Origin of the sequence: Streptacidiphilus fuscans, from assembly GCF_015690355.1 — a bacterium.
Taxonomy (GTDB): domain Bacteria; phylum Actinomycetota; class Actinomycetes; order Streptomycetales; family Streptomycetaceae; genus Streptacidiphilus; species Streptacidiphilus fuscans.
In genome coordinates, this window is sequence record NZ_JADPRT010000004.1 from 458,092 (window position 1) to 480,655 (window position 22,564).

Annotated in this window: 22 protein-coding genes and 2 riboswitches; of the genes, 15 read left to right on the forward strand and 7 right to left on the reverse strand. The window is 71.2% G+C overall.

Annotated elements, in window-relative coordinates; all coding sequences use genetic code 11:
• Positions 1–3: 3 nt before the first annotated feature.
• The 5 genes from I2501_RS12735 (at position 4) to I2501_RS12755 (ending at position 5,344) form a co-directional block, all read left to right on the forward strand.
• A complete protein-coding gene (locus tag I2501_RS12735) occupies positions 4–636 on the forward strand; it encodes a phosphoribosyltransferase (RefSeq protein WP_196194025.1) in 633 nt (210 codons plus the stop codon).
• A gap of 173 nt (positions 637–809) precedes the next feature.
• A complete protein-coding gene (locus I2501_RS12740) occupies positions 810–2,918 on the forward strand; it encodes a transglycosylase domain-containing protein (protein WP_196194026.1) in 2,109 nt (702 codons plus the stop codon).
• Positions 2,919–3,021: 103 nt separating this feature from the next.
• Positions 3,022–3,531, forward strand: a complete 510-nt coding sequence (gene msrA, locus I2501_RS12745; protein ID WP_328806338.1) for a peptide-methionine (S)-S-oxide reductase MsrA — start codon at positions 3,022–3,024, stop codon at positions 3,529–3,531.
• Positions 3,532–3,612: 81 nt separating this feature from the next.
• Positions 3,613–4,665, forward strand: coding sequence for a magnesium transporter CorA family protein (locus I2501_RS12750; protein ID WP_196194027.1), 1,053 nt, complete (start codon positions 3,613–3,615; stop codon positions 4,663–4,665).
• Between the two features lie 73 nt (positions 4,666–4,738).
• Positions 4,739–5,344 (forward strand): hemerythrin domain-containing protein, encoded by a 606-nt coding sequence (locus I2501_RS12755; protein ID WP_196194028.1) that lies wholly within the window; start codon positions 4,739–4,741, stop codon positions 5,342–5,344.
• Here I2501_RS12755 and I2501_RS12760 read toward each other — a convergent pair.
• Positions 5,304–6,446 carry a DUF2637 domain-containing protein gene (locus I2501_RS12760; RefSeq protein WP_196194029.1) on the reverse strand — a complete coding sequence of 381 codons (1,143 nt, stop codon included), beginning with the start codon at positions 6,444–6,446 and terminating at the stop codon, positions 5,304–5,306. The genes I2501_RS12755 and I2501_RS12760 overlap by 41 nt on opposite strands.
• A 49-nt stretch (positions 6,447–6,495) precedes the next feature.
• The gene (locus I2501_RS12765) at positions 6,496–7,266 is read right to left on the reverse strand and encodes an SDR family oxidoreductase (protein WP_196194030.1); all 771 of its coding nucleotides are present in this window, start codon (positions 7,264–7,266) and stop codon (positions 6,496–6,498) included.
• A gap of 186 nt (positions 7,267–7,452) precedes the next feature.
• Here I2501_RS12765 and I2501_RS12770 point away from each other — a divergent pair, with 186 nt between their 5' ends.
• Positions 7,453–8,598, forward strand: coding sequence for a site-2 protease family protein (locus I2501_RS12770; protein WP_196194031.1), 1,146 nt, complete (start codon positions 7,453–7,455; stop codon positions 8,596–8,598).
• Here the strand turns inward: I2501_RS12770 and I2501_RS12775 are convergent.
• Positions 8,558–8,764: a hypothetical protein gene (locus I2501_RS12775; RefSeq protein WP_196194032.1), complete on the reverse strand. Its 207-nt coding sequence runs from the start codon at positions 8,762–8,764 to the stop codon at positions 8,558–8,560. The genes I2501_RS12770 and I2501_RS12775 overlap by 41 nt on opposite strands.
• A 205-nt stretch (positions 8,765–8,969) precedes the next feature.
• Between I2501_RS12775 and I2501_RS12780 the strand changes: the two genes are divergently transcribed.
• From I2501_RS12780 to I2501_RS12795, 4 genes are read left to right on the forward strand one after another with little or no spacing between them, the layout of a single operon-like run.
• The gene (locus tag I2501_RS12780) at positions 8,970–9,962 is read left to right on the forward strand and encodes a metal ABC transporter solute-binding protein, Zn/Mn family (RefSeq protein ID WP_236046161.1); all 993 of its coding nucleotides are present in this window, start codon (positions 8,970–8,972) and stop codon (positions 9,960–9,962) included.
• Between the two features lie 19 nt (positions 9,963–9,981).
• Entirely contained in the window at positions 9,982–10,929 is a 948-nt protein-coding gene (locus I2501_RS12785) for a metal ABC transporter ATP-binding protein (protein ID WP_328806339.1), read from the forward strand.
• Between the two features lies 1 nt (position 10,930).
• Positions 10,931–11,836, forward strand: a complete 906-nt coding sequence (locus I2501_RS12790; protein WP_196194034.1) for a metal ABC transporter permease — start codon at positions 10,931–10,933, stop codon at positions 11,834–11,836.
• A complete protein-coding gene (locus tag I2501_RS12795; RefSeq protein ID WP_196194035.1) occupies positions 11,833–12,717 on the forward strand; it encodes a metal ABC transporter permease in 885 nt (294 codons plus the stop codon). Before I2501_RS12790 ends, I2501_RS12795 begins: the two co-directional genes overlap by 4 nt.
• 42 nt (positions 12,718–12,759) lie before the next feature.
• On the opposite strand, the gene I2501_RS12800 is transcribed toward I2501_RS12795, so the two are convergent.
• The 3 genes from I2501_RS12800 to I2501_RS12810 all read right to left on the reverse strand — a co-directional run bounded on the left by I2501_RS12800 (position 12,760) and on the right by I2501_RS12810 (position 14,555).
• Positions 12,760–13,560, reverse strand: coding sequence for a hypothetical protein (locus tag I2501_RS12800; protein ID WP_215909529.1), 801 nt, complete (start codon positions 13,558–13,560; stop codon positions 12,760–12,762).
• A gap of 97 nt (positions 13,561–13,657) precedes the next feature.
• Positions 13,658–14,053: a winged helix-turn-helix domain-containing protein gene (locus I2501_RS12805; protein WP_328806340.1), complete on the reverse strand. Its 396-nt coding sequence runs from the start codon at positions 14,051–14,053 to the stop codon at positions 13,658–13,660.
• A 40-nt stretch (positions 14,054–14,093) separates the two neighbouring features.
• Entirely contained in the window at positions 14,094–14,555 is a 462-nt protein-coding gene (locus I2501_RS12810) for a hypothetical protein (RefSeq protein WP_196194038.1), read from the reverse strand.
• 273 nt (positions 14,556–14,828) lie between these two features.
• A riboswitch (M-box (ykoK) riboswitch) is annotated at positions 14,829–15,007 on the reverse strand.
• A 204-nt stretch (positions 15,008–15,211) separates the two neighbouring features.
• A riboswitch (M-box (ykoK) riboswitch) is annotated at positions 15,212–15,391 on the forward strand.
• Positions 15,392–15,726: 335 nt separating this feature from the next.
• Here I2501_RS12810 and I2501_RS12815 point away from each other — a divergent pair.
• From I2501_RS12815 to I2501_RS12825, 3 genes are all read left to right on the forward strand, one after another.
• Positions 15,727–17,487, forward strand: a complete 1,761-nt coding sequence (locus I2501_RS12815) for an NRAMP family divalent metal transporter (RefSeq protein ID WP_196194039.1) — start codon at positions 15,727–15,729, stop codon at positions 17,485–17,487.
• Between the two features lie 187 nt (positions 17,488–17,674).
• Positions 17,675–18,400: an MgtC/SapB family protein gene (locus I2501_RS12820; protein ID WP_196194040.1), complete on the forward strand. Its 726-nt coding sequence runs from the start codon at positions 17,675–17,677 to the stop codon at positions 18,398–18,400.
• Positions 18,401–18,480: 80 nt separating this feature from the next.
• Positions 18,481–18,948 (forward strand): hypothetical protein, encoded by a 468-nt coding sequence (locus I2501_RS12825; protein ID WP_196194041.1) that lies wholly within the window; start codon positions 18,481–18,483, stop codon positions 18,946–18,948.
• Here I2501_RS12825 and I2501_RS12830 read toward each other — a convergent pair.
• Positions 18,933–20,351 carry a uracil-xanthine permease family protein gene (locus tag I2501_RS12830; protein WP_196194042.1) on the reverse strand — a complete coding sequence of 473 codons (1,419 nt, stop codon included), beginning with the start codon at positions 20,349–20,351 and terminating at the stop codon, positions 18,933–18,935. The two genes, I2501_RS12825 and I2501_RS12830, sit on opposite strands and share 16 nt — an antisense overlap.
• Before the next feature lie 169 nt (positions 20,352–20,520).
• On the opposite strand from I2501_RS12830, the gene I2501_RS12835 reads away from it, so the two are divergent.
• Together I2501_RS12835 and I2501_RS12840 are read left to right on the forward strand one after the other, a co-directional pair.
• Entirely contained in the window at positions 20,521–21,864 is a 1,344-nt protein-coding gene (locus I2501_RS12835; protein WP_236046162.1) for a sensor histidine kinase, read from the forward strand.
• Positions 21,861–22,550: a response regulator gene (locus I2501_RS12840; protein ID WP_196194044.1), complete on the forward strand. Its 690-nt coding sequence runs from the start codon at positions 21,861–21,863 to the stop codon at positions 22,548–22,550. The genes I2501_RS12835 and I2501_RS12840 overlap by 4 nt, the downstream gene beginning before the upstream one ends.
• Positions 22,551–22,564: the final 14 nt, after the last annotated feature.

Here is a 22,564-nt window from a genome sequence, read left to right on the forward strand (position 1 = left end):
ACCATGCGATTCAGGGACCGGATCGACGCAGGCAGACAGCTCGCCGAACGCCTGCTGGACCGTGGCGTGGCGGACCTGCCCGACCCCCTGCTGCTCGGCCTCGCCCGGGGCGGCGTGCCGGTCGCCGAGCGGGTCGGCGTCGCCCTGGACTGGCCGTGGGACGTCCTGGTCGTCCGCAAGATCGGCGCGCCGGGCTGGCCGGAGGTCGGAGTCGGCGCGCTGGCGGGCGACGACCCTCCCCTGTTCGACGACGCCTCGCTGGCCACGCTCGGCCTGACCCCGGCCGAGCTCGCCCCCGACGTCGCTCGCGAACGCGCCGAACTCCACCGCAGGGCGCTTCGCTATCGCGGTGACCGGCCGGCCCCTGTCATCTGTGACCGGGCGGTGGTCGTCGTCGACGACGGGCTCGCGACGGGCATCACCGCTCGCGCGGCGTGCACGCACCTGCGCGCAGCGAAGCCCGCGCGGCTGCTGGTCGCGGTCCCGGTCGCTGCGCGGGAGGCGATCGGCGTCGTGGGACGCGTGTGCGACGAGGTGATCTGCGTCGAAGTCCCGCGCTTCTTCGGCGCGGTGGGGGAGTGGTACCAGGATTTCCACCAACTGACGGACGAGGACGTGCTCCACGCGTTGCGTTAGTTCCCCGCGCCCCTGAAGCGGGTGCAACTCCCTGCGGTAGCTCACAGAAATGTCCAACTTGTCCGCAGCCGCAAGCCCACTCAGCCAACGCTCAGCAGGCTGTCGCAGAGTTGTGACGCTCGTGACCCCCAACTCGGGACTGAGGCCCTGACCTCGCGCCTTAGGGTTGGTCCGTGGCAGCGAAGCGATCTCCCCTCTCCGGTACGTCCCCGCGCGAATCCCGCGGCCCGGGACACAAGGCCTTGCTCGGTGTTCAGCTCGTCGGCGCCTCCGCGCTCGCCGGCGCGATCGTCGCGGGGATCGCGTTGCCCGCCGTCGGTGGGGTGGGGCTGTCGGCCAAGGCCGCTGCGAACGACTTCAACAACCTTCCCGGCGACCTCGTCGTCCCGACGCTCTCGCAGGCGTCGACGATCTACGACGCCAACGGCGGCGTCATCGCGACCGTGTACTCGCGTGACCGCACGTCCGTGCTGCTCAGCCAGATCGCCCCGGTGATGCAGAACGCGCTGGTCGACATCGAGGACCACCGCTTTTACCAGCACGGCGCCATCGACCTCCAGGGCACGCTCCGCGCGCTCCTCAAGGACAGCAGCAGCGGCGGCGTCTCCCAGGGTGGATCGACGCTGACCCAGCAGTACGTGAAGAACGTCTTCATCGAGGAGGCCGGCGACAGCGCGGCCGGTGTCGCCGAGGCGACCCGGCAGACCGCCGGGCGCAAGATCCAGGAGCTGAAGTACGCGATCGAGCTGGAGCAGAAGCTCAGCAAGCAGCAGATCCTGGACAACTACCTGAACATCACCTACTTCGGTGGCGGCGCCTACGGCGTCGAGGCCGCGGCGGAGCTGTACTTCAGCAAGCACGCGAGCCAGCTGACGCTGCCCGAGGCGGCGCTCCTCGCCGGGCTGGTGCAGTCGCCGTCCGCCTACGACCCGGTGCAGAACCCGGCGTCGGCGTTGACCCGCCGCAACGAGGTGCTGGACGCGATGGCCAGCTACGGGAGCATCTCCACCGCCCAGGCGGTCCAGGCCAAGGCCCAGCCGCTCGGCCTGAAGGTGACCACGCCGAAGACCGGCTGCATCGCCGCCAAGGCGGGCGACGAGTTCTTCTGCAACTACGTCGAGCACGTGCTGCTGGACGACCCCGCGTTCGGCGCGACGTCGGAGGCGCGGCAGGCGCTGTTCGACCAGGGTGGGTTGAAGATCCACACCACGCTGAACCCGCAGGACCAGGCCGCCGAAGAGCAGGCCATGCAGAACCACATCTACTCCAGCGACAAGGCGGTCGCGGTCTCCAGCATGGTGCAGCCCGGCAGCGGGCAGATCCTGGCGATGGCGCAGAGCCGTCCGTTCGGCACCGGCACCAACCAGACCGAGATCAACTACAACGTCGACGCCATGCACGGTGGCGGCGAGGGCTTCCAGACCGGATCGGTCTTCAAGGCCGTCACCGCGGCGACCGCGCTCTCCCAGGGCATTCCGCTCAGCTACCCGATCAACTCGCCCGCCTCCGCGGACTATCCGGCGATGACCGACTGCGACGGCGTGGTCCACCCGGCCGTCCCCGGCGACCAGAACGACACCACCGTCCCGTACGGGAACATCGACATGGTCAAGGCCATGGCCGACTCGGTGAACACCTACTTCGTGCCGCTGGAGGCGCAGGCGGGCCTGTGCAACGTCGTGCACATGGCGCAGAGCCTCGGGCTCGGCAACCAGGGCATGATGAACGCCGCCGGGACCGGCCTGGAGCCGCTGGCGCAGGCGCAGTCGCTGACCCTGGGCGTCAACGACCTCACCCCGCTGCAGATCGCCAACGCCTACGCGTCCTTCGCAGCCAACGGCACGTACTGCAGCCCGACGGCGATCACGCAGGTGGTCGACGCCTCCGGCAAGAGCCTCACGGTGCCGTCGGGCAACTGCCACCAGGTGCTCACGCCCGCCGTGGCGCAGCAGGTCAACACGCTGCTCCACTCGGTCGTCTCCGACCAGGGCACTGGTGCCTCGGTGGCCATCCCGTACTCGGACGCGGGCAAGACCGGTACCACCAACAGCGAGGCCCAGGCCTGGTTCGCGGGGTACACCACGCAGGTCTCGGACGCGACCGTGGTCACCAACCCGAACTACCCGCTGAACTCCCTCAACGGCGTGGACATCGGCGGCCACAGCTACGACCCGGCCTACGGTTACGAGACCGCCGGCCCGATCTGGCACGACGCGATGATCGCGGCGATGTCGGGCCAGCCGAACACGGCGCTGGGCTTCGCGCCCGGCCCGAAGAACTGAGAACTGAGTTCTGACGAACTGCACCTGCCGGTGGCCCCGCGCGGCGGAATGATGACCATGTCCGCCGCGTTGGGCTGGGTGGAACGGACCGAAGGAGGATCTCGTGGTGGCGCAGACGGAGAAGGCTGTCCTGGCGGGCGGTTGTTTCTGGGGCATGCAGCAGCTGATCCGGCGGCAGCCGGGCGTACTGACGACGAGGGTCGGCTACAGCGGAGGTGACGTCCCCAACGCCACCTACCGCAATCACGGCACCCACGCGGAGTCGATCGAGATCGTCTACGACCCGGCCGAGACCGACTACCGGGCGATCCTGGAGTTCTTCTTCCAGATCCACGACCCGACGACCAAGGACCGCCAGGGCAACGACATCGGCGCCAGCTACCGCTCGGCGATCTTCTACCTGGACGACGAGCAGAAGCGGATCGCCGAGGACACCATCGCGGACGTGGAGGCGTCCGGGCTGTGGCCCGGCAAGGTCGTCACCGAGGTGGCCCCGATCGGGCCGTTCTGGGAGGCCGAGCCGGAGCACCAGGACTACCTGGAGCGCTACCCCAACGGCTACACCTGCCACTTCCCCCGTCCGGGCTGGAAGCTGCCGCGCCGCGAGAGCTGAGCGACGCCCGATCGCACCATCGCGCCCCGGACCGGCAAGCCCGGTTCCGGGGCGCGATCGTTGTGCGGCTATGGTGTCCCGATGCCCGACACCGCCGTGACCGCAGCTCCGACCGCGACCTCGACCGCGACCTCGACCGCGACCTTGTCCGCCACCTCGACCGTCCGCACCCGTCTCTACCGTGACGGGAAGCTCGCCCTGGAGAACTTCCCGGCCGCCGAGATCTCGGACCACGTCGCCGAGGACGGCTCGGTGGTCTGGCTCGACCTCTGCGCACCGACCCCGGACGACTTCGCGCTGCTCACCGAGGAGTTCGGCCTCCACGAGCTCGCCGTCGAGGACGCCCGCCACGAGCACCAGCGGCCCAAGCTGGACCGCTACAAGGACCACTGCTTCCTCTCCATGTACGCGGTGTGCGCCGCCCATGACCACGAGGACCTGGTCATCCGCGAGCTGTCGGTCTTCGTCACCGCGAACGCGCTGATCACCGTCCGGACGGACGACCGGTTCGACATGGACGACGTCGTCTCCCGCTGGGACGACGCGCCGGAGCTCGGCCAGTTCGGCGTCGGCTTCCTGCTGCACGGGCTGCTCGACCACGTCGTGGACGGGCACTTCCGCGCCGTGCAGGACATGGACGACCGGATCGAGGAGCTGGAGGACATCCTCTTCGACGCCAACGCCAAGGAGACCCGCGACATCCAGCGCGCGTCCTTCGCCCTGCGCAAGAGCCTGGTCCGGCTGCGGCGGATGGCGCTGCCGATGCGCGAGATGGTCAACACCCTGATGCGCCGCGACGTGCACGTCGTGGCCGACCCGATGATGCCGTACTACCAGGACGTCTACGACCACGTGCTGCGGGTGACCGAGTGGACCGAGTCGCTGCGCGACATGGTCGGCTCGATCATGGAGACCAATCTGACGGTCCAGGGCAACCGGATGAACATGATCATGAAGAAGGTGACCAGCTGGGCGTCGATCGTCGCCGTCCCGACCGCCGTCACCGGCTTCTACGGCCAGAACGTCCCGTACCCGGGCTTCGGCACCGAGTGGGGCTTCTGGGTCTCGACCGGCGTGACGATCGGCATCTCGGTCGCGCTCTACTTCGGCTTCAAGCGCCGCGACTGGATCTGAGCGGGGAGATCGGAACTGCCTCGGGCGGGGTAAGAGAGACGCGGGGGACCTCTTTCGACCGGAGGTGCTTCTGATGAGTATCGAGACCCACATCGACCGCGACCGCGCCCAAGGCGACCTGCTCGACGGCCTGATCGCCGACCACGAGGAAATCACCCGGACCTTCAGCGCCTTCCTGGGCGTCGGCTTCGGCCACCCGGAGCGCAAGGAGATCGCCGACCAGGTCACCCGCCAGATCGTGGCGCACGACGCCATCGAGGAGGCGCTGGTCTACCCGATGATCCGCGAGCGGACCGAGGGCGGCAGTGCGATGGCCGTCCCGTGCCTCGGCGCGCACGCCCAGACCGACGTGCTGCTGCGCCGGATCCGTCTGCTCGACGCGCACGCGCCCGGCTTCGACCGGCTGATGGGCGTGCTGGGAACCCACGTCACCGGGCACATGCACTGGGAGGAGGCACAGGTCTTCCCGCTGCTGCGCGCCACGCTGGACCAGGAGGAGCTGGACCAGCTCGGCGACCGGGCGCGCGGGATGCGCCGCCACCCGCTGCTGGAACCGGCCCCGCACCCGGGCATCGAACCGCCGGCGGACGACTACCGCCCGGCGGAGCGCACCACGACGGGCAAACTGCGCTACCTCTTCACCCCTGCGGGAGGCTGGGACCGGATGCGTCCGCACTGACGTCACTGGCTCCACTGACGCCTGCGGGGACGGGGTCGGCTACCGGTTCGGTCTCGGCGTCGGCGGGGACGTGCGGGGCGGCCTGCTGCGCCGCGGTCCAGCGTGCCTGGAACGACGGCAGGAGCCGGAGCAGGTAGCCGACGCGCAGCGGCTCGCCGGTACGTCCCTTGATGTCGTGCTGCTCGAAGAGCCAGGCGGACAGCTGCTCGGCGTTCGGGTGGGCGCCGTGCTGCCGGGTGTACTCGTCGAAGCCGTGCTGGTACTGCTCGATGGGCGTGCCGGCGCCGAACACGGTCGGCGTGGACGGGACGGTCACGGGGACCGCTTCCTGCTGCTCTTCGACCGGCTCCGTCACGCCCTGCTCGGGCTCGGTAGGCGCGGGCGGCAGCGCGGGGCGGACCGGGGGAGCGGGGGCGGGCTCGGGCTCGATCCGGGCGATCTCCAGCTCGAACTCGGGCAGCCGTTCGCCCAGGTTGGCCAGCTTGAGCAGCAGGATCTGGTCGACCGGCGCCTTCTGCCGCCAGAACAGGCCGTAGCGCGACCGCAGTCGGGCCCGGAAGACCAGTCGGCGGCGCTCCATCTCCAGCGCGTCCTGGTAGTTGCGCAGCTCCCACAGCTGGCGGCGGCGCCAGAGCCGGAAGGTGGCGACGGGGGCGAAGAACCAACGGCCCAGCCGCGTCCCCTCCATGAACTGGTTGGCCTCGATCTGGGCCATCCGCCCGACCATGTGGCGCGCCGCCTCGATCGCCGCGACGAACAGCAGCGGGACGACCGCGTGCATGCTCGTGGCCAGCGGATTCGGCCAGGCCGAGGCGGCGTTGAAGACGACGGTCGCCGCCGTCAGCAGCCACGCCAACTGGCGCAGCAGCGCCAGCGGGATCCGCATCCAGGTCAGCAGCAGGTCCAGCGCCAGGAAGACGGTGATGCCGACGTCGATGCCGACGGGCAGCACGTAGGCGAACCAGCCGAAGCCGTTGCGCTGGGCCAGCCGCATCACGGCGTCGTACGAGCCGACGAACCCGATCATCGCGATCACCAGCGTCCCGGTGACCACGACGAGCGCCAGCCTTCTTTGCCCGCGCAGCAGTTGGCGGCGTTCCATGTCCCGTCCCCTTGGAAGTGCTCGGTTGTCCGTTCCGCCGTGCCGCGGGTCAGACCGTGGTGCCGATGCCGCCGTCGACCGGGATGACCGCGCCGGTGACGTAGGAACCCGCCCGGCTGGACAGGTAGACCGCGACCCCCGCCATGTCGTCCGGGCGGCCGATCCGGCGCAGCGGCGCGGCCTGGGCGATCGCCTCGCCGAAGGACTCCAGCGTCGCGGCCATCATCTTGGACTCGAACGGGCCCGGGGCGATCGCGTTGACGGTGATGCCCTGCGGCCCGAGCTCCTTCGCCAGCACGCGGGTCAGGTGGTGCAGCCCGGCCTTGCTGGCCGCGTAGGAGTAGGCGGGGAGTGGGCTGACGTGCAGGCCGTCGATGGAGCCGACGTTGATGACGCGGGCCGGGGCCTCGTCCGTGGCGGCCGCGCGCAGCTGCGGCAGCAGGGCCTGGGTGAGCAGGAACGGGCTGCGCAGGTTCAGGTCCATGACCTTGTCCCAGCCGCTGACCGGGAACTCGTCCAGCGGCGCACCCCAGGTCGCGCCTGCGTTGTTGACCAGGATGTGCAGCCGCTCCTCACGGGCGGCGAGCTCCTGGGCGAGGCGGTGGCACTCCTCCACCTGCGACAGGTCGGCCGGGAGCGCCACGGCCTCGCCGTACTGGGCGAGCTCCTTGACGGCTGCCTCACAGGCCTCCGGCTTGCGCGAGCTGACGTAGACCTTCGCGCCCGCCTGGACCAGTCCGCGCGCGATCATCAGGCCGATGCCCCGGGTGCCTCCGGTGACGAGGGCGGTCTTTCCGGCGACGGAGAAGAGATCGTTCACGGCGGGCTCCGGGAGTCGTGGGCGTAGGCGTGGGGTGATCTTGCGCGGCCCCAACCTAGAGGGTCCGCGCGCCGGTGTGCCAGGTGGGTCCGGCATCAGCGCATGACCCCGGCGCCGGGGCCTGTTTGAGCGCCCCTCCCGGGCGCAGACTCTCCAGGGAGGGACGTAGGAAGGGAGGCGGTGGCCATGAACGGTTCCGTGCCCCTGGGCAGGCTCTTCGGGATCCCGCTGCGGGTCCACTGGAGTGCGCCGCTGCTCGTCTTCCTGCTGACCCTCGGTCTGGCCGCGAACGTCCTACCCGCCTGGGTGCCGGGGCGCTCCTCCGGCGTCTACCTGCTCGGCGGCCTGGTCGGGGCGCTGCTGCTGATCGCCAGCCTGGTGCTGCACGAGGTCGCCCACGGCGTGGTCGCCCGGCGGGCGGGGACGCGGGTCGACGACATGACCGTCTGGGGACTCGGTGGCGTGACCCGGATCGGACGGCTGCACGGCCCCGGCCGGGAGCTGCTGGTGGCGCTCGCGGGCCCGGTGGTCAGCCTGCTCGTCGCGGCGGCCACCTGGGGCGTGGGGCTGGTGGCGCTGAACGTGCTGGACTGGGACGTGCCGGCGGCGGTGCTGATCTGGACCGGCGTGATCAACCTGCTGGTCGCCGTCTTCAACCTGCTGCCCGGCGCGCCGCTGGACGGCGGCCGGGTGCTGCAGGCGGTGCTCTGGTGGCGCGGCGGCGACCGGGACCGGGCCGAGCGGCAGGCCGGTCGCTGCGGCCAGGCGCTCGGCGGGGTGATGGTGCTGGGCGGCTGGATCGTGCTGCTGCGCACCGCGACCGGCTCGGCGGGCGTATGGCTGCTGCTGGTCGGCGGGTTCCTCGTGGTGGCCGCCTCGGCGGAGGTCCGGCACGCGGCGCTGGCCGCGTCCGCGCGGGGCGTCCGGGTCGGCGAGGCGATGACCACGCCCGCGTTCACCCGGCCCGACTGGTCCACGGTCGACCGCGTCTTCGAGGAGAGCACCACCTGGCGCAGCCTCGGTGCGGTCCCGGTCGTGGACTTCAACGGCTACCCGAGCGGCGTGGTCCGCTGGCGCACGGTGCTGGGCATCCCGCCCGGTCGGCGCGGTGCGGTGCGGCTGCGGGACGTCGCCGTGCCGCTGTCGACCTGGGCGACGGCGTCGACGCAGGACGACCTGCTGGACGCGCTGGACGACAGCCGGGGACGGCTGCCGCTGCTCGTCCTCGACGGAGGACTCCTGGTCGGCGCCGTCACCACGCTCGACCTGGCCCGGCTGGTCCGTTCGGCGACTAGAGCTGGAAGTGCATGGACATCCGGCAGTGGCCGGTGAGGGCGAGCACCTCGTCCTCGTCGGCGTCATGGTCCGCGGGCGCGGCGTCGGCCGGGCGCGCCGGGGTGGCCGCGTTCGCTGGACGGGCCGGACGGGTCGGGCGGGCCGGGGCGACGGGGACGTCGAGAGCGGGGAAATCGTCGAGAACCATCACTGGCTGAGTCATGCCACCAGTTCACCGCCGTCCGGGCCCGCGTGGGGCGGTCCTTGACGCGCTCCGAGCGCTCGGGCGGCAGACCCTGACGCGCTCTTGGCGCGGGCCTGGCACCGGGCGCCCCGGACGGGCGAGCGCGGGAACGGTTTTCATCTCACACCCATTCGGGCTACGATGAAAACCGTTTCCAAGTTAACCTGAAGACATCACCGCACCGATGTCCCAGCCCAGGGGGTCCCTGATCATGCCCGCGCCCGCCGCCGCTTCCCGCCGTCGTACCGCCAAGCTGGCACTGGGCGCCGGAGCCGTCGCGCTGGTGGCGTCGGTCAGCGCCTGCGCGACCACCGCGCCCGCGGGGACCACGACGGGATCGGCCGGCGCGTCCGGCGGCAAGGTGATCCAGGTTGCGGCCGCCGAGAACTTCTGGGGCAGCATCGCCACCCAGCTCGGCGGCTCCCGCGTGCACGTGACCAGCATCATCACCAACCCGAACACCGACCCGCACTCGTACGACCCGACCGCCGCCGACGCGCGCACCGTCACCACGGCGCAGCTGGCCATCGTCAACGGCATCGGCTACGACGCCTGGGCGGACAAGCTGCTGGCCACCAACCCGGGCACGGGCCGCGCCGAGCTCAACGTCGGCGACCTTGTCGGCATCAAGCCGGGCGGCAACCCGCACCGCTGGTACTCGCCGGACAACGTCAAGCAGGTCATCGCCGCGATCACCGCCGAGTACAAGAAGCTCGACCCGGCCGACGCCGCCTACTTCGACGCGCAGCAGCAGACCTTCGAGACGCAGACCCTCGCTCCGTACAACCAGCTGATCGCCCAGATCAAGCAGAAGTACGCGGGCACGCCGATCGGTGCGTCCGAGTCGATCGTAACGCCGCTCGCCGAGGGCCTCGGCCTGAAGATGATGACGCCGGAGACCTTCCTGGACGCGATGAGCGAGGGCACCGACCCGACCGCCGCGGACAAGGCGCTGATCGACCAGCAGATCAAGAGCAAGCAGATCAAGGTCTACGTCTACAACAGCCAGAACTCGACCCCGGACGTGGTCGCGCAGGTCAACCTGGCCAAGTCCGAGGGCATTGCGGTCACCACCGTGACCGAGACACTGGCCCCTGCGAACGACACGTTCCAGCAGTGGCAGGTCGCCGAGCTCCAGGGCCTCCAGCAGGCTCTCCACCAGGCCACCGGGAAGTGACGCCATGAATCCTCCCCCCGTGAGCGCATCCGTCGACGCCGCACCGAAGGCCGTCCCGGCCCCCGCGACGACCGGCGCGACGACCGGCGCGACGACCGGCGCGACGCCCGCCGCCGCGCCCGTCGTCGCTCTGCGCGCCGCCGCCGTGCGCGTGGGCGCGCGGACGCTGTGGTCCGGCGTCGACCTGGACGTCCAGGCGGGCGAGTTCGTCGCCGTGCTGGGCCCCAACGGCGTCGGCAAGTCCACGCTGGTCAAGGTGCTGCTCGGCGTCGTGCCCGCCGCCGAGGGCGAGATACGCGTGCTCGGCCGCAAGCCCGGAGAGGCGGGCAGCCGGGTCGGCTACCTGCCGCAGCGCCGCAGCTTCGACCCGAGCCTGCGGATCCGCGGCGTCGACATCGTCCGGATGGGCCTGGACGGCGACCGCTGGGGCATACCGCTGCCCTGGGCGCGCAACCGTCGGGCCCAGCAGGAGCGCGTCCGCGAGGTGATCGAGCTCGTCGGCGCGAGCGCCTACGCGCACCGGCCGATCGGGCAGTGCTCCGGCGGCGAGCAGCAGCGGCTGCTGATCGCGCAGGCCCTCGTCCGCAAGCCCGAAGTGCTGCTGCTGGACGAGCCGTTGGACAGCCTCGACCTCCCCAACCAGAGCGCCGTCGCCGCGCTGATCGGCCGGATCTGCCACCAGGAGCAGGTCGCCGTGGTCATGGTCGCGCACGACGTCAACCCGATCCTGCACCACCTGGACCGGGTCGTGTACATCGCCGAGGGCGGCGCGGTCAGCGGTCGGCCCACCGAGGTCATCACCTCCGAGACGCTGACCCGCCTCTACCGCACCCCCGTCGAGGTGCTCTCCACCCAGGACGGCCGGCTGGTCGTCGTCGGGCAGCCCGAGGGTGCCGGAGCGCACTCCGGAGTGCACGGCGCACGTGCGGGGGAGCACACCGGAGCACACGCCGGAGCGGGTGGCTGAGATGGGAACCGCCCCTCCGTTCTCCTGGAACCTGCTCTACGACTTCCAGATCATGTGGTCGTACCCGTTCATGCTGAACGCCTTCCGCGCGGGCGCGATCGTCGCAGTCGTCGCGGGCGTCGTCGGCTGGTACGTCGTGCTGCGGCGGCAGACCTTCGCCGCGCACACGCTGTCCGTCGTCGCCTTCCCCGGTGCGGCGTTCGCGACGCTGGCCGGATTCGCGCTCAGCCTGGGCTACTTCGGCTTCTGCATCGCCGCAGCGCTGGTGCTGGCGTTGCTGCGCCGCAACCGCGCCGGTCAGCCCGGCGACTCGGAGGAGTCGGCGGCCACCGGCACTGTCCAGGCCTTCCTGCTGGCCTGCGGCTACCTCTTCATGGCGCTCTACAAGGGCCTGTTGGAGGGCCCGCAGGCACTGCTGTTCGGCAGCTTCACCGGCATCACCAGCAGTCAGGTGACCACGCTGGCCGTCGCCGGAGTCGTGGTGCTGGGCGTGCTCGCGGTGATCGGCCGCCCGCTGCTCTTCGCCTCGGTGGACCCGCAGGTCGCCGCCGCGCGCGGGGTTCCGGTGCGGGCGCTGTCCGTGGCGTTCCTGGTGCTGCTCGGCGCGGCGACCGCCGAGGCGGCGCAGATCACCGGCGCGCTGCTGGTCTTCGCGCTGATGGTGCTGCCCGCCGCGACCGCCCAGGTACTCACCGCCCGGCCGGGGTTGAGCCTGCTGCTCACCGTCGTCATCGGCTTCGGCGTGACCTGGCTCGGCCTGTTCGCGGGCTGGTACTGGAACTACCCACTCGGCTTCTTCGTCACCACGTTCGCGTTCGCGCTCTTCCTGCTCGCCCACGGCGCGCGGGCGTTGGCCGCGGCCGTCGAGCGGCGACGCGCGCTCCCGACCCTGGCAGGTGCGGCATGACGGCCCCGACCGTGAACCCGACCGTGTCCCTCGCGGTGTCGGCCTGGACCCAGCCGTTCTTCCACAACGCGCTGCTGGCAGGGACGTTCATCGCGCTGGCGGCCGGTCTGGTCGGCTTCTTCCTGGTGCTGCGTGCGCAGGTCTTCACCGGTGACGCGCTGAGCCATGTCGCCTTCACCGGCGCGATGGCCGCGCTCGCCGCCGGATACGACCTGCGACTCGGCCTCTTCGTCTCCTGCGTCCTGGTCGGGCTGCTGCTCGGCGGCATCGGCCGACGCGGCAAGGCGGACGACGTGGTGATCGGCAGCGCCTTCGCCTGGATCCTCGGCCTCGGCTCGTTCTTCCTCACCCTCTACACCGCCTCGGCCAGCGGCATGGGGAACGGCGGCGCGGGCACCTCGGTGCTCTTCGGCTCCATCTTCGGCCTCGACGGCGGCCAGACGACGGTCGCGGTCGTGATCGCGCTCGTAGTGACGGCACTGGTGCTGCTGATCGCCCGCCCGCTGCTCTTCGCGACGCTGGACGAGAACGTCGCCGCCGCGCGCGGAGTCCCGGTCAAGGCGCTGGGGTTGGGCTTTCTGGCCCTGGTCGGCCTGACGGCGGGCGAGGCCACCCAGGCCGTCGGCTCGCTGCTGCTGCTCGGCCTGCTGGCCGCTCCGGCGGGCGCGGCGCTGCGGATGACCCAGCGGCCGTTCGTCGGCCTGGCGCTCGCGGGCGGCCTGGCGGTCGCGGAGATGTGGGCCGGCCTGGCCGCCGCCGCGTGGATCCCGCAGTGCCCGCCCAGCTTCGGCATCATGGCGGCGGCGACCCTCGTCTACGCCGCGACCTACCTGCCCCGCCCGGCGGGACGTGCCGGCCGGGCGGCTGCAGCAGGCGCGTAACAGACCCGCTGGTCGGATCCAGCCAGGTCGGATCCCGTCAGGTCAGATCCAGCCGAGTGCGACCAGCGCGCCGATCGCCAGCAGCGTGACCGCCGTCAGCGTGTTGGCGCGCTTGTCGATCCAGGGGGCCGTGAGCAGCCGCGCCCCGAGCGCGGCGGCGACGGTCAGGCCCACGATCGTGCCGACGGTCGCCAGGGTGAAGACGAGCAGCGAGCCGATCGCCGCCGTCGCACCGAGCGCACCTGCGGCGAGGAAGACCGGAAGGATCGTCAGATCCGGCGAGGCGGCGGCCCCGAAGGGGATCAGCAGCCCGGCCAGTCCGCGCGGGCTGCGCTGCGGGTGACTGTGCTGCGGGTGGCTGTGCTCGTGTTCCGTTGTCGGTCGGTCCAGTACGGCCGTGGTCGCGACGGCGTGGGCGTGGTGGCCGTCGTGGTCGTGGTGGTGCGTGTGCCCGTGCCCGTGGTCGTGCCCATGCCCATGCCCATGCCCATGCCCGTACCTGTGCCCGCCGTCGGCGTCGTGGCTGTGGCCGTGGCCTTTGCCCAGCAGGTCCAGGACGAGGAAGACCGCGCCCGTCACCAGCAGCACGCCGCCGACGACGAGGTCGGTGTGGCGGGCGATCGTCGTACGGAACTGGAGGCCGACGACCACCAGCACCGCGCCCAGCAGCAGCGAGACGAGCACGTGGGTCAGCGCGGCGGTCAGGGACAGTCGGACGACCCGGCCGGTGCGGTAGCGCCGGGTGCGGGAGAGGACGGCGAGCGGCAGCCAGTGGTCCGGCATGACGGCGTGGCCGAAGCCGACGCCGCCCGCCGCGAGCAGCAGCGCAGGAAGCGTGTTCACAGGACCACCGTACACACTCATCTTCGCATCCGTGAAGATGAGAAGACAGATGCCCGAGGCTTCTACCTGCGACAACGTCGCAATTACCGCGCTGTCGCTACGGCGCGGGGTCGTACTTGTAGCCGACGCCGCGCACGGTGGCGACCATCCAGCGGTACGGATTGCCCAGCTTCCGGCGCAGCCGGGCGACGTGGACGTCGACGGTCCGGCCGTCGCCGACGTCCGGCTGGTCCCAGACGAGCTCCAGGAGCTGGCTGCGCGAGAAGACCAGCTCCGCGTTGAGGACCAGATGGGCCAGCAGGTCGAACTCACGCCGGGTCAGGTCCAGGACCTGGCCACCGGCGGAGGCCCGGCGGCGACGCCGGTCGATGTCGATCCCGGGTGGCACCGCCGCCGGGACCGGTGGCCGACGGCCCGCCGGAGGCAGGCGGGACGGCGGGATGGCGGCGGACAGCTCGCGGTGCTGGTGCGCGCGCTGGTAGGTGACCGTCACGGGGAAGTCCTTCCGGGCGGGGGGCGGCGGTGAGTTCGGCTCAGCGGCGCGCGACGGCGTTGCACGGACCGTCGGGGCCGTGGCGTTCCGCACGGGCGCAGATCGCGCGGGCGGCGGGGAGCGGCAGGTCGAGGTGGGGCGCCAGCCACTCCGCGCGGTGGCCCTGAGCGGCCAGGATGTACGCGGCGTGCACCCGCGCGTCGTAGGCGACCTCCGGGGAGGTGGTCGCGGCGAAGTCGTTCGGGTCGAGCAGGTAGACCCGCTCGACGCCGTCGTGCAGCGCCAGGCGCAGCGTCCCGCGTGCGGTCGAGGACTCGGCGGCGGTGGTCCGCAGCGCGGTCACGGTGGCCTGGGCGAGCGTCACCTCGGCGGACTCGGCCGCGGCCCTGGTGTGCTGGAGCCGGCCGAACGCGCCGCGCAGGGCGTCGTGCAGGCGACGGCCGGTCGCCTGCGTCGGGGTCGGGGTGTGCGGGGTGTGCAGGCGGAAGGACATCACGGTCATGGCGAAGGGGCTCCTTCTGGGCAGGCGTGCGCGCGCCACAGCCGTAGGAGACGTGGCGGACGGCGCGTGCGTGCGGTCAGCGGTGGACGCGGGCCGGACCGGGCTGGGCTGGACGGGCTTGGGCCGTACAGCCGGGCAGGGGTCGACCCGGACTGGGACTCGGACAGTCGTCCATGACTTCGCCTCCCTCCGGCCGTGGTGCGTCTGGCACCGATGCGACGCGGCAAGGAGCGGACCGGCGTGAGAGACCGCGACGGCACGCGGCACACAGCCGGAACACCCCAACTCGTCAGAGCTTTGGCACTCCACGGCGTGATCCCTGGTGCGCTGACCGGGAAGCCACTTGGCCTCAACCCTTAGGTCGGGAGGAGGTGTCCTGATCCGGAGCGTCTCTCGACGGGTGGGATCAGTGGCCTGTGTCCGTGAAGACGCCTCACCGAACGAGGTGCCCTCTTCGTTTCAACGCCTCCAGCATAGATCAGTGATTCGGTGGGAAAGCAAGTCCCCGGATTCTTTGACGTGTTGTTGTCGCGACGGTTCCGGGGCTGACGTCATTTCATCTCTCCGCCCACCTGCGACCGATGCGCAACTACCGGCGCGGCCGATTGTTACGTGCCGGGTTGACTTTTCCCGGTGCGGCTCGCTTCACTTCTCCTGCGACACCTCGTTCGGTGAGGCGTCTGCACGGACACAGGCCACTGACCCGACGACGTCGAGAGACGCCCAGGGTCAGGACACCTCCTCCCGGCTTAAGGGTCGAGGCCAAGTGGCTTCCCGCTCGCTCTTCGGGCGGGACACGCCGTGCAGTGCCGAAGCTCTTACGTGAGAGGTGTCGGTGTTCCGCACGGGAGTGCGCTGACCTGGGGAGGTGGGGCCTGATGAAACCTGGCAGTAGTCCGCATCCGCGCCCGACCGGTCCCACAGTCGGCAGCTCCTGAAGTTCCTGGCAGTTCCTGAAGTTCCCGGCACGCGGGTACGCACACGCATGGCCTGATCCGGTGATTCCGCCGGTCCGGTCACGGGCGTGAATTCGTGCTGCCCGAATTCGGCGCGCCGAATTCACCCCACTTCACCAGAACCATTTTCCTACCGCCCGCACGACGCTCGCCCCTGTCGTTTCCACCCACGGCGTGCGTCCCTTCGGGCTGCCCGATTCCGAGGAGGAATTCCCATGGCTTCCGACACCGCACGCCCCGCCGGACACCCCGAACCGCCGTCCAGAGACGCCGTCGTGGACGGCGGTTCGGCTGTGCTGGACACCGCCCATGTCGGGGACATCGTCGGTGCGCTCGGTACGATCCGCCAGGACGACACCGAGCGCCGGACGAACTGGTGGCACCGGATCCGCACGCTGCTGGCCATCATGGGGCCGGGCCTGATCGTGATGGTCGGCGACAACGACGCCGGCGGCGTCGGCACCTACGCCGGCGCGGGCCAGAACTACGGCATGAAGCTGGCCTGGACGCTGGCGCTGCTGATCCCCGTGCTCTACGTCAACCAGGAGATGGTCGTCCGTCTCGGCGCGGTCTCCGGGGTCGGTCACGCCCGGCTGATCTTCGAGCGCTTCGGCAAGTTCTGGGGCGCGTTCAGCGTCGGCGACCTGTTCGTCGTCAACGCGCTGACCATCGTGACCGAGTTCATCGGCGTCCAGCTCGCGCTGGGCTACTTCGGGATACCGAAGGACGTGGCGATCCCGCTCGGCGCGGCGCTGCTCTTCGCCGTGGTGGCGGGCGGATCGTTCCGGCGCTGGGAACGGTTCCTCTTCGCGCTCATCGCGCTGAACATCGTGATGCTGCCGATGGCGTTCATGTCCCACCCGAAGGTCGGGGAGACCGCGGCCGGCTTCATCCCGCAGTTCCCCGGCGGTCTCAACTCGACGCTGCTGCTGGTCATCGTCTCCATCGTCGGCACCACCGTGGCGCCGTGGCAGCTCTTCTTCCAGCAGTCCAACATCGTCGACAAGCGGATCACCCCGCGCTGGATCCGCTACGAACGCGCCGACCTGTGGATCGGCATCGCGGTCGTCATCGTCGGCGCGATCGCCATCATGGGCACCGCCGCCTGGATGTTCGAGGGCACCGACCTCTTCGGCCAGTTCAGCGACGCGGGCGGCGTCGCCCAGGGTCTCAAGCAGCACGGCAGCAACGCGCTCGGCTCGCTCTTCGCCATCGTGCTCCTCGACGCCGCGCTGGTGGGCGCCAACGCGGTCAGCCTGGCCACCACCTACACGCTCGGCGACACCTTCAAGCGTCGCCACTCGCTGCACTGGAAGATCTCCGAAGCGCCGCTGTTCTACGTCGGCTACGCCATCCTGATTGCGATCGCGGCGGCGATCACCATGTTCTCCGACGCCCACGTGCAGGGCCTGATCACCCAGGGCGTGCAGGCGCTGGCCGGTGTGCTGCTGCCCTCGGCCACGGTCTTCCTGGTGCTGCTCTGCAACGACCGTCCGGTGCTTGGTCCGTGGGTGAACACGGTGAAGCAGAACATCGTCGCCGGCGTGATCGTGTGGACGCTGGTGCTGCTGTCGCTGTCGCTGACCGCGACGGTGTTCTTCCCCAACCTGACCACCTCCCAGCTCGTGTGGGGTTTCGCGGTGGGCGTGGTCATCGGCGTGCTCGGCGGCGGGCTGGTCGCCCTGCGGTCCCGGAACGCCGCGCGGACGGCGGCCGCCGCCACGGTCGAGGCGGCGTTCGAGGGCGTCGAGCCGGGCGAGGTGCGGTCGCTCGACCGGGCCAAGCTCAGCTCCGCCGACCGCAAGGCGCTCCTGGAGGCCGACCGTGATGCGTGGCGCACCCCGGCCCTCTCCACGCTGTCCCGGCCGCCGTTCTCGCCGCTTCGCAAGGCGGGCCTGCTGACGCTGCGCGGCTACCTGCTGATGGCCGTGATCCTGGTGGTCGTCAAGATCGTCCAGATGGCCACCGGCCACTGACGGCCCGTCATCAGTCGCTGACGGCCGCTCAGGCAGTAGGAGACGTCCCGCCGACGTGCCGACGCCTGGAGTTCCCCCGCAGGACGGCTCCGACCACGCATACTCGGCCCGACCCCCCATGCGCACCACCGAACGCGCACCACCGAACGCGCACCACCGAACACGAACCACCGAAGGAGTCCGGGCTGTGCAGTCCCTGACCACCGCCGAATTCCTGATCCGTCTCGGCACCGGCGTCGGCTGCGGCGCGCTGATCGGCATCGAGCGACAGTGGCGCGCCCGGATGGCCGGTCTGCGCACCAACGCGCTGGTCGCCACCGGCGCGACGCTCTTCGTCCTCTACAGCGTCGCGGCCGGGGACACCAGCAGTCCCACCCGCGTCGCGTCCTACGTCGTCTCCGGCATCGGCTTCCTCGGCGGTGGGGTGATCCTGCGCGACCGGGGCGGCGTGAGAGGGCTCAACACGGCCGCCACGCTGTGGTGTTCGGCGGCGGTCGGGGTGCTGGCGGCCTCCGGGCGGTTGCAGTTGGCGTTCCTGGGGACGCTCGCGGTGCTCGCCGTGCATCTCGTGCTGCGCCCGGCCGGGCGGATGCTGGACCGGGCGCCCGCGGCCGGGTCGGACCCGGACAGCAGCAGCCGTGTGATCGTCCATCTGCGGTGCAGCCGCCGCAACGAAACCCATATCCGCGCGCTGCTGCTCCAGGCGCTGACCGCCGCGGGCCTCACCCCAGCAGGCTTGCGCGCGACCCGGGAGGGGGAGGACATCGCCAGCCTGCGCGCGACCGTGACGGTCGAGGGCGAGGCCGGCAAGGCGTTGGAACCGGTGGTCACCCGGCTCTCCCTCGAACCGGGCGTGCTGGACCTGCACTGGCACATGGAGGAGGAGCCGCACAGCGACGGGGCCATCGCCTGACTGTTGCCTGGCCGTCTGACGGATCATCAGTTTGTCGGTGGAGAAGAGAAGACGGAGAAGCCGAGGAGAGGAGTGCGTCGGTGCCGATCACCCGAAGCCGGGTCAACGGCGAGGTCCTTGCCGCAGCGGTGGTGCTGGCGGTGGCCTGCGGGGAGCTCGTCGTCCTGGCGGTGGCCCCGCGCGTGGACCGGGCGTTGGCGACGGGCGTGCTGCTGGTGGCCGTGGCCGCGTTGGTGCTGACGCTCGGCGCGGTGCGTGTGCGCAGGCGACGGAGGTCGTCCGGGGTGACGCCGGGCACTACGAGGCCGGACCGGCCGGAGTGGTTCGACGCGTCGGCTCTCGCCGACTTCCCCGCCGCGCTGGTCGAGCCGTATCTGCGTGGTCCGGGCGCGGTGGAACTCCATCGCGTCCAGACCGGCTGGATCCTGGCCCGCGAGGGCCATGACGCCCGCTGGCTGGCCGCCCACCTCGGCCTGCCGCACGAGGCCGCCACCGCGCTGGTCGACGCGGCCCGGGCGCTGCCGGGCACCGGTCAGGACCCGGCCTGACCCTCCGTCGACTGCGTCCCGTCGACCTCCGCCTCTTCCGACCCTCCCGTTGCTGACCCCGCCGTCGCCGCCTGCCGCATCGCGGCGGGAGCCAACGCGCGCAGCGCGTGGTACCCGAACAGGACGATGATCGTGCCGAGCGCGATGCCACCGAGTGAGAAGTTCGCGCTGATCTTCATGGTGACGCCGCCCGCGCCGACGATGATCCCGGCCGCACAGGGGATCAGGTTGATCGGATTGGTCAGGTCCACCTTGTTGCGGATCCAGATCTGCGCGCCGAGCAGCCCGATCATGCCGTAGAGGACGACGGTGATCCCGCCCAGCACCCCGCCGGGGATCGCCGCGATGATCGCGCCGAACTTGGGGCAGAGACCGAACAGCAGCGCGAAGACTGCCGCACACCAGTACGCCGCGGTGGAGTAGACGCGGGTCGCCGCCATCACGCCGATGTTCTCGGCGTACGTCGTGGTCGCGCCGCCGCCGACCGCGGTGGAGACGACCGTGGCGAGGCCGTCGGCGGCGATCGCGTCGCCCATCCGGTCGTCCAGGTCCGCGCCGGTCATCTCGCTGACGGCCTTGACGTGACCGGTGTTCTCCGCGATCAGCGCGATCACCACCGGCAGCGCGACCACGATCGCCGACGCGCTGAACGTGGGCCCGTGGAAGTGCGGCAGGCCGACCCACCGGGCGTGGCCGACGCCGGAGAGGTCGAGCCGCCAGTGGTCGGTGACCTTGCCGCTGCCGTCCGGCGAGTGGATCTTGCCGAGCGTCCGGTCCAGCACCCAGGAGAGCGCGTAGCCGAAGACCAGCCCCAGGAAGATCGCGATCCGGGACCAGAAGCCGCGCAGCGCCACCAGGGCGAAGCCGGTCGCGCACATGGTGGCCAGCGCCACCCACTGGTCCTGCGGCCAGTAGGTGCCCGCGGTCACCGGCGCCAGGTTGAAGCCGATCAGCATGACCACCGCGCCGGTCACGGCGGGCGGCAGCACCGCGTGGATGATCCGCGCCCCGCCCGACCTCACCACCAGGCCGAACACGGCCAGCACCACACCGGTCACCAGCAGCGCGCCGGTGATCGCTGACGTCGACCCGCCCTGCATGCGGATCGTCGTCGCCGCGCCCACGAAGGAGAGGCTGCTGCCGAGGTAGCTCGGGATCCGGCCGCGGGTCAGCAGCAGGAAGAGGATCGTGGCGACGCCCGACATCATGACGGTGAGGTTCGGGTCCAGGCCCATCAGCAGCGGCGCGACGTAGCAGGCGCCGATCATCGACGCGACGTGCTGCGCGCCCAGGCCGATGGTCCGGCCCCAGCTGAGCCGCTCCCAGGGCTTGACGACCTCGCCGGTCTCGATGTGCCGACCGTCGCCGTGCAGTTCCCAGCCGCCGAGGCCCCGGCCTGCCATCAGCCCTCCCAATCGTCGTGTTCCGTAGTCTTCTGCGGCGTTCCGCAGCGTTCCGCCGTGTTTCGGCCCAAACCGGACCAGGTTATCCGAGGTGGCACCTGTGTTCGGCCACGGTGATCGGTACCACGGCATGACGGTCCATGACCGCTTTGCCTCTACCGTTGAAGCCATGGACCTGCTCCGCCGCATCCGCCTCTTCGCGCGTGCCCATCCCTACTGGATGGACACGCTGCTGGCGTTCGGGCTCTACGGGCTCACCCTGATCTGGCGCGACGGCGGTCCGACCAAGAGCTGGTCCTCGATCGACCCCTCCGAGGTGCTGGTCGTCGCCGGGTTCCTGGTCTACGCCCCGCTGGCGCTGCGCCGCCGCTACCCGGTGACGGTGCTGGCGCTCGTCGTGGCCGCGACCGTCGGCTACATGTTCGTCGGGCCGGTGCGCGGACCCATCCTGGCCGGTGCGGGGCTCGCGATCTACACCGTCTGCTCCGTCGTCGAGCGGCGGCTGGCGCTCGCCATCGGCGGTGTCGCCGTCCTCTCCGTCGGCATCGCGAGCATGGCGCTCTCCCCGGAGAAGTGGGACCAGGCCGTCAACGGCTACGCCTTCGCCTGGACCGCGATGACCGTCGCGATAGGCGAGGCTGTGCGCAGCCGTCGCGCCTTCGTCGCGGCGATAGAGGAGCGGGCCCGCCGGGCGGAGCACACCCGCGAGGAGGAGGCCCGCCGTCGCGTCGCCGAGGAACGGCTGCGGATCGCCCGTGAGCTGCACGACATCGTCGGCCACCACATAGCGCTGATCAACATCCAGGCCGGGGTCGCCTCGACCGTGCTCGCCACCCAGCCCGACACGGCGCGCGAGGCGCTGGCCCAGGTCCGCGAGGCCGGACGCGCGGCGCTGACCGAGCTCGGCGCGACCGTCGCCGTGCTGCGGCAGACCGGCGACGGCGACGACAACTGCGCCAGCCCCCGCGAACCCGCGCCGGGACTGGACCAGCTTCCTGCGCTGCTGGCCAAGTTCGAGAAGGCGGGCCTCCAGGTCGAGCGGCAGGTCGAAGGCGTGCCGCAGCCGCTTCCGGCCACCGTCGACCTGACCGCCTTCCGGGTGGTCCAGGAGTCGCTGACCAACGTCCGCAAGCACGCCGGGTCCTCGTCGGCCGCGGTACGGCTCGACTACGGGCCGCGCACGCTGCACATCGAGGTCGAGGACGACGGGCCCGGCGGAGGGCCGAGCGAGCGTGCGGACCGCAGTGAGCGGGCCGAGCGGGCCGACCGTGCCGAGCGCGGCGAACGCGCCGGGCGCGCGGAGCAACGGACGTCCGGCGGATACGGGATCATCGGCATGCGCGAGCGCGCGGCCACCGTGGGCGGCAGCTTCCGTGCCGGACCGCGGCCGAACGGGGGGTTCCGCGTCGTGGTGGAGCTGCCCTACGAGCCGGGCGCGGGCTCTGCCGCGACCGTGCCCACCACCTCCGCGGCAGAGGCCCCTGCCGTCGCCGGAATGACGGGAACCGCATGACCATCCGTGTGCTGCTCGCCGACGACCAGGTACTGGTCAGGGCGGGTCTCAAGGTGCTGGTGGACTCCGCGCCCGACCTCACGGTCGTCGGCGAGGCCGCCACCGGGCACGAGGCGGTCGCGCTGGCCAAGTCGGCCCGCGCCGACGTGGTGCTGATGGACATCCGGATGCCGGAGCTGGACGGCCTGGAGGCCACGGCCCGGATCATCGCGGACGAGGACCTGGCGGGCGTCCGGGTCCTGGTGCTGACGACCTTCGAGATAGACGACTACGTCTTCCAGGCGCTGCGCGCCGGGGCCAGCGGCTTCCTGGGCAAGGGCGCGGAGCCGGACGCGCTGCTGGACGCGATCCGGGTCGTGGCGCGCGGCGAGGCACTGCTGACGCCCGCCGCGACCAAGGAGCTGATCTCCCGGTTCCTCTCCCAGCCCGACCGCGCGGCACCGGTGCCCGCGCCGACCAGCCTGTCGGCGCTGACCGACCGCGAGCGCGAGATCGTCGCTCTGGTCGCCACCGGTCTCTCCAACGACGAGATCGGTGAGCAACTCGGAGTCAGCCCGCTCACGGCGAAGACCCACGTCAGCCGCGCCCTGCTCAAGCTCGGCGCGCGCGACCGCGCGCAGTTGGTGGTCCTCGCCTACGAGAGCGGCCTGGTCCGGCCGAACACCGGGCAGCCCACGGAGGAGTGACGCGGCGCAGCGCG

Bases quoted from the DNA above. Each gene is read 5' to 3' on its own strand.
- I2501_RS12735 (WP_196194025.1), top strand. From the start codon at position 4: ATGCGATTCAGGGACCGGATCGACGCAGGCAGACAGCTCGCCGAACGC.
- I2501_RS12750 (WP_196194027.1), top strand. From the start codon at position 3,613: ATGCCCGACACCGCCGTGACCGCAGCTCCGACCGCGACCTCGACCGCG.
- I2501_RS12755 (WP_196194028.1), top strand. From the start codon at position 4,739: ATGAGTATCGAGACCCACATCGACCGCGACCGCGCCCAAGGCGACCTG.
- I2501_RS12760 (WP_196194029.1), bottom strand. From the start codon at position 6,446: ATGGAACGCCGCCAACTGCTGCGCGGGCAAAGAAGGCTGGCGCTCGTC.
- I2501_RS12770 (WP_196194031.1), top strand. From the start codon at position 7,453: ATGAACGGTTCCGTGCCCCTGGGCAGGCTCTTCGGGATCCCGCTGCGG.
- I2501_RS12775 (WP_196194032.1), bottom strand. From the start codon at position 8,764: ATGACTCAGCCAGTGATGGTTCTCGACGATTTCCCCGCTCTCGACGTC.
- I2501_RS12780 (WP_236046161.1), top strand. From the start codon at position 8,970: ATGTCCCAGCCCAGGGGGTCCCTGATCATGCCCGCGCCCGCCGCCGCT.
- I2501_RS12790 (WP_196194034.1), top strand. From the start codon at position 10,931: ATGGGAACCGCCCCTCCGTTCTCCTGGAACCTGCTCTACGACTTCCAG.
- I2501_RS12795 (WP_196194035.1), top strand. From the start codon at position 11,833: ATGACGGCCCCGACCGTGAACCCGACCGTGTCCCTCGCGGTGTCGGCC.
- I2501_RS12810 (WP_196194038.1), bottom strand. From the start codon at position 14,555: ATGACCGTGATGTCCTTCCGCCTGCACACCCCGCACACCCCGACCCCG.
- I2501_RS12815 (WP_196194039.1), top strand. From the start codon at position 15,727: ATGGCTTCCGACACCGCACGCCCCGCCGGACACCCCGAACCGCCGTCC.
- I2501_RS12830 (WP_196194042.1), bottom strand. From the start codon at position 20,351: ATGGCAGGCCGGGGCCTCGGCGGCTGGGAACTGCACGGCGACGGTCGG.
- I2501_RS12835 (WP_236046162.1), top strand. From the start codon at position 20,521: ATGGACCTGCTCCGCCGCATCCGCCTCTTCGCGCGTGCCCATCCCTAC.
- I2501_RS12840 (WP_196194044.1), top strand. From the start codon at position 21,861: ATGACCATCCGTGTGCTGCTCGCCGACGACCAGGTACTGGTCAGGGCG.